The sequence below is a fragment of the Luteibacter sp. genome, assembly GCF_051958795.1.
In the GTDB taxonomy this organism is placed as follows: Bacteria; Pseudomonadota; Gammaproteobacteria; order Xanthomonadales; family Rhodanobacteraceae; genus Luteibacter.
Genome location: NZ_JBQCFT010000401.1, coordinates 1 through 7,191 on the forward strand (window position 1 = coordinate 1; position 7,191 = coordinate 7,191).

Annotated in this window: 9 protein-coding genes; 5 read left to right on the forward strand and 4 right to left on the reverse strand. The window is 67.0% G+C overall.

What is annotated here, in order from left to right; all coding sequences use genetic code 11:
• Positions 1-305: 305 nt before the first annotated feature.
• Positions 306-437: a hypothetical protein gene (locus ACTHLF_RS20685; protein ID WP_440330033.1), complete on the forward strand. Its 132-nt coding sequence runs from the start codon at positions 306-308 to the stop codon at positions 435-437.
• Positions 438-806: 369 nt separating this feature from the next.
• Here ACTHLF_RS20685 and ACTHLF_RS20690 read toward each other — a convergent pair whose 3' ends face one another.
• Positions 807-1,439, reverse strand: coding sequence for an NAD(P)-dependent oxidoreductase (locus ACTHLF_RS20690; RefSeq protein ID WP_440330035.1), 633 nt, complete (start codon positions 1,437-1,439; stop codon positions 807-809).
• A gap of 119 nt (positions 1,440-1,558) precedes the next feature.
• Here ACTHLF_RS20690 and ACTHLF_RS20695 point away from each other — a divergent pair, with 119 nt between their 5' ends.
• Together ACTHLF_RS20695 and ACTHLF_RS20700 are read left to right on the forward strand one after the other, a co-directional pair.
• Positions 1,559-2,479: a LysR family transcriptional regulator gene (locus tag ACTHLF_RS20695; RefSeq protein ID WP_440330036.1), complete on the forward strand. Its 921-nt coding sequence runs from the start codon at positions 1,559-1,561 to the stop codon at positions 2,477-2,479.
• A 75-nt stretch (positions 2,480-2,554) separates the two neighbouring features.
• The gene (locus ACTHLF_RS20700; protein ID WP_440330038.1) at positions 2,555-3,508 is read left to right on the forward strand and encodes an NADP-dependent oxidoreductase; all 954 of its coding nucleotides are present in this window, start codon (positions 2,555-2,557) and stop codon (positions 3,506-3,508) included.
• A gap of 17 nt (positions 3,509-3,525) precedes the next feature.
• Here ACTHLF_RS20700 and ACTHLF_RS20705 read toward each other — a convergent pair whose 3' ends face one another.
• A complete protein-coding gene (locus ACTHLF_RS20705; RefSeq protein WP_440330039.1) occupies positions 3,526-4,062 on the reverse strand; it encodes a DUF6630 family protein in 537 nt (178 codons plus the stop codon).
• Positions 4,063-4,163: 101 nt separating this feature from the next.
• Between ACTHLF_RS20705 and ACTHLF_RS20710 the strand changes: the two genes are divergently transcribed.
• The gene (locus ACTHLF_RS20710) at positions 4,164-4,829 is read left to right on the forward strand and encodes a DUF1345 domain-containing protein (protein WP_440330041.1); all 666 of its coding nucleotides are present in this window, start codon (positions 4,164-4,166) and stop codon (positions 4,827-4,829) included.
• Positions 4,830-4,836: 7 nt separating this feature from the next.
• On the opposite strand, the gene ACTHLF_RS20715 is transcribed toward ACTHLF_RS20710, so the two are convergent.
• Complete coding sequence (locus ACTHLF_RS20715; RefSeq protein ID WP_440330042.1) at positions 4,837-5,757, reverse strand: DMT family transporter; 921 nt, start codon at positions 5,755-5,757, stop codon at positions 4,837-4,839.
• A 64-nt stretch (positions 5,758-5,821) separates the two neighbouring features.
• Positions 5,822-6,583: an AraC family transcriptional regulator gene (locus ACTHLF_RS20720; RefSeq protein ID WP_440330043.1), complete on the reverse strand. Its 762-nt coding sequence runs from the start codon at positions 6,581-6,583 to the stop codon at positions 5,822-5,824.
• A 126-nt stretch (positions 6,584-6,709) separates the two neighbouring features.
• Here ACTHLF_RS20720 and ACTHLF_RS20725 point away from each other — a divergent pair, with 126 nt between their 5' ends.
• Positions 6,710-7,126, forward strand: a complete 417-nt coding sequence (locus ACTHLF_RS20725) for a hypothetical protein (RefSeq protein ID WP_440330045.1) — start codon at positions 6,710-6,712, stop codon at positions 7,124-7,126.
• Positions 7,127-7,191: the final 65 nt, after the last annotated feature.

Genomic DNA, 7,191 nt, shown 5'->3' on the forward strand with positions numbered 1-7,191 from the left:
CCGGCGCAAATGTACTTATTGGCCTACGGCCGCTCTCTTGTGCGGAACTCGCCTCGAGGGTGGGCCCCAAGGCCTCCCGGACGTACTGAGGTTCATGGTGGGAGAGCCGGATTTCGCTTCGTGTCCGTTGTGCGGACATGCGTGGCCGGACACGGCTTCGTCCGCGGACAGCCACGTTCGCGTATCCCAGGTTCGGCCAAATGGCTTTGCAGCGCGGATTTTGTAGCGAAGTTGCCGTTGGCACGGCGGATGCAACCTCCATGGCAAGGCCCTCGGGCTCACCTCGTTAATCACGGAGACCCGCCATGAAAACCGAAACCTTCCTGCTGAAGACCTTCTTCGCCGCTGCCGTGCTGCTGAGCGTGTTGACGATGGGGGCGATGGTGGCGACCAGCGCGCCGGTGATACCTGCCAACGCGATTGCTGCTGCTCGCTGATCGATCGGGCTTCATCGCTGCGTCGGTGATCGCCCGCGCGTTCCTACAGGGCGGCGGTCGTCTGAAGGCCCTGGCAAGACCAGAGTGCGAGGCTCGCCCAACATCCAACCTCAGTGTGTCCGGGAGGCCTGGGTGCCCACCCTCGAGGCGAGTTCCGGACAAGGGAGCGGCCGAAGGCCAAATAGGTACATTTGCGCCGCAGGCGCACTCCTATACGGACGCGGAGGACTGTTTGAGCAGCGAGGGTGGGCACCCAGGCCTCTTTCCGGAGACGTCAGAGCGCGAGGCGGCGTCAGCCGCTAAGAACATGCATTCGCGCCAGCGGATGAACCGATCCGCTAGCGCGAAGCCGAAGGCGAGCCCGCTCGATCAGTAAGCCAACGTAATGCGCTTGCGTGCGGCGTCGCCCTTTTCCAGCCGGTCGAGCAGGCCGATCGCATAGTCGACTTGCGAGATATGGCTGTTGCCCTGCGCATCCACCAGCAGCTGGTCGCCGCCGACGCGGTATTTGCCCGTGCGCTCACCCGGTTCGATATGCGCCGCCGGGCTGATGAACGTCCAGTCGATGTCCGCCTTGCTCGCGCGGAACACATCCAGCGCCTTCACCATGCCCATCGCCGACGGCTTCCATGCCGGCGGGAAATTGGGGTCGTCGATCACCCGCACGCCCGGTGCCACCTCCAGCGACCCGGCGCCCCCCACCCACGCGAAACGCTTCACGCCCGCCTTGGCCAGCGTATCCCGCAGCACTTCGGCCTGCTTCGGGACGTTGTCCGGGTTCGGGTCGTTCACGCTGGCGATCGCCGCGTCGGTGCCCTGCAGGGCTGCCTCGTAAGTCGACGGATTGAGCAGGTCGCCCTGCGCCAGCTTCAGGTTCGGGTTCGCCACCGTTACCCGGGTCGGGTCGCGGACGATCGCCGTGACGTGGTGGCCGCGGTCGAGCGCCTCCTGGAGGATGACCTTGCCAATGTTGCCGGTAGCGCCGAACAGGACGATGTTCATGGGGATCCTTGGACCTAGCGTTGGGATGCCGCAAGGATGCGCTTTTCATCGTCGCGCAAAAATGCCCATATGAAGAATTCATCGTAAAGTATGGCTTTACGATAAGCCCGGGCGTCCCCATGGCCACCGATATCAACCTCAACCGCCTTTCGGTCTTCGTCACCCTCGTCCAGGCGGGCTCGTTCACCGCCGCCGCCGAGCAGATGGGCACCACCAAGGCCATGGTCAGCCAGCATCTGGCCCGGCTGGAAGAGGAGGTCGGCATGACCCTGGTCCTGCGCAGCACGCGCAGGATGTCGCTCACCGACGCCGGCGAACGGTTTTACGACGATTGCGCGCGCGTCATCGCCGATGCGGAAGCCGCGATCACCCGGCTGGGCGAATGCCGCGACACGCCCATGGGCAGCCTGCGCATCGCCGCGGCGGGCGACCATGGGCCGTTCATCGTGGCGCCGGCACTGGCGGAATACGTCCGTCGTTATCCGCAGGTACGGCCCGAGTTGGTCGTCAGTGACACCATCGTGGACCTCATCGCCGAGCGGTTCGACGTGGCGGTGCGCATCGGCTGGCTGCGCGATTCGTCGCTGCGCTCGGCCAAGCTCGCCGACGTCCGGCAATGCCTGGTGGCAACGCCGGCCTATCTCGCAGCCCACGGCACGCCGGCCACGCCCGCGGAGCTGGGCCGCCACCGCTGGATCGCCCTCACCGTGCTGCCATCGCCGACGCGCTGGACCTTCAGCGACGCGTCGGGCGCCAAGGAGGCCGTGCAGGTCGAGGCCGCCGCCAGCGCCAACAGCACGCTTGCCGTGCATGCGCTGGTCATGGCCGACGTTGGCATGGCCGTCCTGCCCGACTACGTGGCACACGACGACATCGCCGCGGGCCGGCTGGTCCCGTTATTACCCGCGTACGAACTGCCCCCAGGCGGTGTCTATGCGGTGTATGCGGGGCAGCCCACCGTGAAGGTACGGGCGTTCATCGACCTGTTGAAGGAGCGGATGCAAAGCGGCAGCCCGGGGATACAAGCCAGCACTGCCTGATGGTGGAACCCTCGGTGCTTCCCTGATGCCCTGGAGCTCCGCCATGCCTGCCTACCCGAACGCGGACCGCACACCATGAAGGCCGCATGGATCGCCGACGCGAAGGCCGGGGATCTCAGCATCCGGGTGGGCGAGATCGATGCGCCTGCCCAGGCGGAGGACCGCCTGTTGATCGACGTGGAGGCCGTGGGCCTTACTTTCGCCGAGCCTGGCTGGGTCACCAACGGCACGATGCAGGGTCCCGACGGCACCTGGCGTTCGCTCCCGGTGGTCATCGGTCACGAGTTCGCAGGCACGGTGGCCTATGCGGGGAAGGACACCCAGGGTTTTGCCAGGGGCGATCGCGTGGTCGGCCTGATCGACTTCTGGCGCGATGGTGCCGCCGCGACGCAGGCGAGCGCTCTGCCCTCGGAAGTGGCCGCGCTGCCAGGCGAGGTGACCTCGATCGAAGCGAGCACCTTACCCATCGGTGCGCTCACCGCTTGGCAGGCTTTCTTCGATCACGCGAAGCTCGCGGCGGGCGAGACCGTCCTGGTCCACGGCGGCGCGGGCGCGGTCGGCACGTTTGCCATCCAGATCGCCAAGGGCGCCGGTGCACGCGTCGTCACCACGGCGCGTGGCGCCGAGGCCGTGCAGTTGTGCCTTGAGCTGGGCGCCGACATCGCGATCGATACCGAGACGCAGCGGTTCGAAGACCACGCGGGCGACGTGGACGTGGTGTTCGATACGGTGGGCCACGACCTGCTGGAGCGCAGCTGGCGTTTCGTCAGGCCCCGGGCCCGGCTGGTGACGATTTCGGGCGAGGCGGAAGACGCACCGTCGCCGGACCGGGCCGCCGGGCTCGGCATCCAGGCGTACTGGTTCATCGTTCGGCCGGATGCGGCGCAGCTCGCCGAGATCGCCCGTTGGGTGGCGGATGGCCGCATCAAGGTGCAGGTGGACCGGCTGTATCCGCTGGACGATGCCACGCGCGCCTTCGCGGAAGCGCCGGGCCGCAGGAAGAAGGGGAAGACCGTCCTGACGGTGTGACGCCCTTCCCGGGTGGCTTACATCACCTGGTTGCCGAGGCGCAGGTTGATGCCGAGCACGGTCGCGATGATGCGCATGTTCTCGTCATCGCGCGACGAGGTGATCCAGCCGGCGTAGACGTCGTCTTCTTCGGCTTCGCGCGACCACAGCGTGTAGCCGCGCTCGTTCAGTGAATCGAATGCGCGCGAGAAGATCTCCGGGCCGTCGATCTCTTCGTGGAACTCATCATCATCCGGGTCGCCGCCCCAGTCGATCTCCACGTCGCTCCAGCGCGACACGAGCTCGTTGATGGCTTCGACGAGGACACGGGTATCGTCGGCGTCCACCTCGAAGCTGGAACGCCAGTCGGTCACCCGTGCCACGATGCCGATGGGATCTTCGTCGCCTTCTTCTTCCGCCGTCTCGCGGTAAGCCGTGAACTGCTGGAGCGCGGCGTCCTCGTCATTCGGATTGATGAGGAGCAGGAGCTGCCAGACGTGCGATTCGGTGTTTTCCTCACCGTCTTCGTCGTCGTGCTCGCGCTCGTTGTCGTAATCGTCGTCGTAGTCGCTCATGGGAGATGCCTCGTCAGTCGGCGCGCATGATGCCACAGGCACCTGTAGCCGTTTTGGCAAAAGTTGCGCAGGTGCGCTTGCACGCGGCTATAGTCCCGCCCATGACCGCACAGACCGTCCCGAAGCCCTGGTGGGGCCGCCGCTACCTGAAGGCGCGGCCGCGCCTGCTCACCGGCGTGCTGGTGGCCGCTGCCACCGCCGCTGTGTTGCAGGGGACGCGCCTGCCGCACGCGCTGGGCTTCATGCTCGGGTTCGACCTGGGCGCGCTGCTCTACCTTTTCCTCATCGTCCGCACCTTCCGCCACGCCAGCCCCTCGGCCATGCGTGATGAAGCGCGGACCCAGGACGTCGGGCGCTGGAGTACGTTGCTGGCCGGCGTCGTCGTATCGGCGGCGGTGCTGGTCGCTGTCAGCACCGAACTCGAGTCGGCCCAGAAGGGCGGTGCCATCGCCATCGCCATTGCCGCGACGACGTTGATCCTCGCGTGGGCGTTCATGAACACCCTGTTCGCGCTGCACTACGCGCACGGGTTCTACGGCAACTTCGGCGACCAACACAAAGGCCTGGATTTCCCGGGCGATGACGAACCGGATTACTGGGACTTCGCGTATTTCTCGTTCACGATCGGCATGACCTTCCAGGTCTCCGATGTGCAGATCAGCACCCGCTACCTGCGGCGGATCGCCCTGATGCACAGCGCGATCGCGTTTTTCTTCAACGTGTTCATCATCGCCATCAGCGTGAATATCGCGGCGGGGAAAGCGTAGCGACGGATCAGCGGCGGTGGGCGTGCAGGCACAGGACCACGCTCAGACCCACGCAGGCCATGGCTACCCACTCGGTCGGCGCGGGCAGGCGTGCCTCCCAGGCGAAGCCGTAGAGCAGCGCAAACAGCGTCTCGAACAGGATCATCTGGCCGACCAGGGTCAGCGGTAGCATGCGGCTCATGCGGTTCCAGAAGCCGTTGCCCAGGATCGAAGCGAAAACCGCCATGCCCGCGCTGATCGCCGCGAAGCGTGTCCATGCGCCCGCCGAATGAGTCCGGCTGTCGAAGTACATGGCGGCGGGGATCAACAGCAGCGACAGTGCCCCGGTCACCAGGCCGGTGAGCAGGTTCCAGTCGTGCGCAGAAACTTGCGGCAGGCGGTGCAGCCAGCGTGCGTTCCTGAGCGCGTAGATCGTCCAGGAAACCAGGGCTGTAACTGCACACGCGAAGCCGGCGAGGCGGCGCCATTCGAAGCTACCTTCGCCCGCCAGCGCCTGCCAGCCGATGCAGACGATCGCGACGGCGATGAACAACAGCGAAGTCGCCAGGCGGCGTAACGGCACCGCGCCTTGCGCACGGCTCCCGACTACCGTCACCGCCACGGGCAGGAACCCGATGACCAGCGACGCCATGGCGACACCGCCCCATTGCACGGCGGTCGCGAGCGCTATGTAGTAAACGATGTTCGCCAGCAGGCTCAGGCCGACCAGCGCCCGCCAGTGCCCAGGTTCGAGCCAGGTACGCAAGGCGGGCCAGCGAGGGATGAGCAGCACCGCCGAGACAGCGCCATACACGAGGTAGCGACCCGCGGCGAGCTGCAGGCCGGTGAAGTCGCGGGCCAGTTCCGGGGCGATGAACACGGTGCCCCAGAGGGCGCCCGCGATCATGCCGAAGAGAATGCCCAGGGGGATTTGGGTCCTGCCGTCCACGCTGCTTCCTCGAAATACGCGCCGCCATGATCGCAGCGCGCCTCGGCCGGGCGCTTGGCGCGGGCTACGGGATCTTTGACGCCGCCTCGCGTTGCTGGCGGCGGTAGGCGGCCGGGGTGGTATCCATGGCATCCCGCATCGCGCGGGTCAGGGCGCTCTGGTCGCCATAGCCGGCGTCGGTCGCGATCGCCGCGATCGGGCGGTCAGTGCGCACCAGCCATTCGCGAACACGTGCGAGGCGTCGTTCGGCGAGCCATGCCCGGGGCGTCGTGCCCAGTTCGGCACGGAACAGCTCGTGCAGGCGGCTGATGCTCAGGTTGGCGTGCGTGGCCATCAGGGTAGCGGTCCACGGCCGGCCGAGGGCATCTTCGACGGCGGCCAGGGTGGCCTGCAGCCGGCTCAGCGGACGGGCGCGTTCGCGCCCCAGGGCGTCCAGCAGAAGGGGCACCCAGCGGGCCAGGTGCTCCGGGGACTGTGCCTGGTCTTCCACCAGGAGGCGCATGTAGTCGACCAGGGCCGCCGCGGTGGGTGCCAGGGGCACGAACGCCGCGGTGCCGAGCCGGTCGGCAATCCCGTCCGGGATATCGGCGGTGGCCACGTCGAGCACGAGCGAGCGGTTGGGCCGGTCGCCGATGGTGGTGTGCCACGCGCCCGCCGGGACATAGGCCGCACGGGCCACGTCGAAGCGGCCTTCGCGCCCTGCGATGTCGAGCGTCAGCGAGCCGCGGACGGGCAGGACCAGCTGCGCCCAGGCATGGCGATCGGTGCCTTCGTCACCTTCGTAGGTGCGCAGGCTGAGGTCCGGTTGGGCGGGCAGGGCGGCCATGGGAGCCATTCTAAGCGCAGTTGAATGCCCATTTTTCTTATTGACGCGATGCGGCAACGGGGCCATCTTCCGTTCAGCCGTCCAAACGGCAGGGCCCACGCGGCCCGTGACAACGGGGGAATCACCATGAATGTGCCAACCTTTATCCGGGTGACGGGGGTCACCCTGGGCCTTGTGTTCGCCGCCAGCCCGGCATTTGCCCGTGGCGATGACACGCCGCCCGAGAGCTTGTGCGCGGTGCTCGACACGGCCGCCCGCTACGTAGGGACGACCGTCACCGTGCGGGGCATCGCCACCAGCGAAGGCAAGATCACCACCCTGGCCGATGCACAGTGCAAGGGCGGGATCGCGTTGACGATGGACGACAGCAATGGCCGCAAACGCGATGTGCTGAGCTTCCGCCGGATCCTTTCGGAGAAGAACACGCGCGCCGACGCCACCGTGTTCGGCCGCTTCAGCACCACCGGCGATGCCGCCGCGCCGTACTCGATCGACGTGTACAGCGTGCGCGACGTGAAGGAAATGCCGGCCGACGGCAGCTGATCGGCGTAAATGACCTGTGGGAGCGCGCTTGCGCGCGATGGGGTTAACGCAAGCCCCATCGCGCG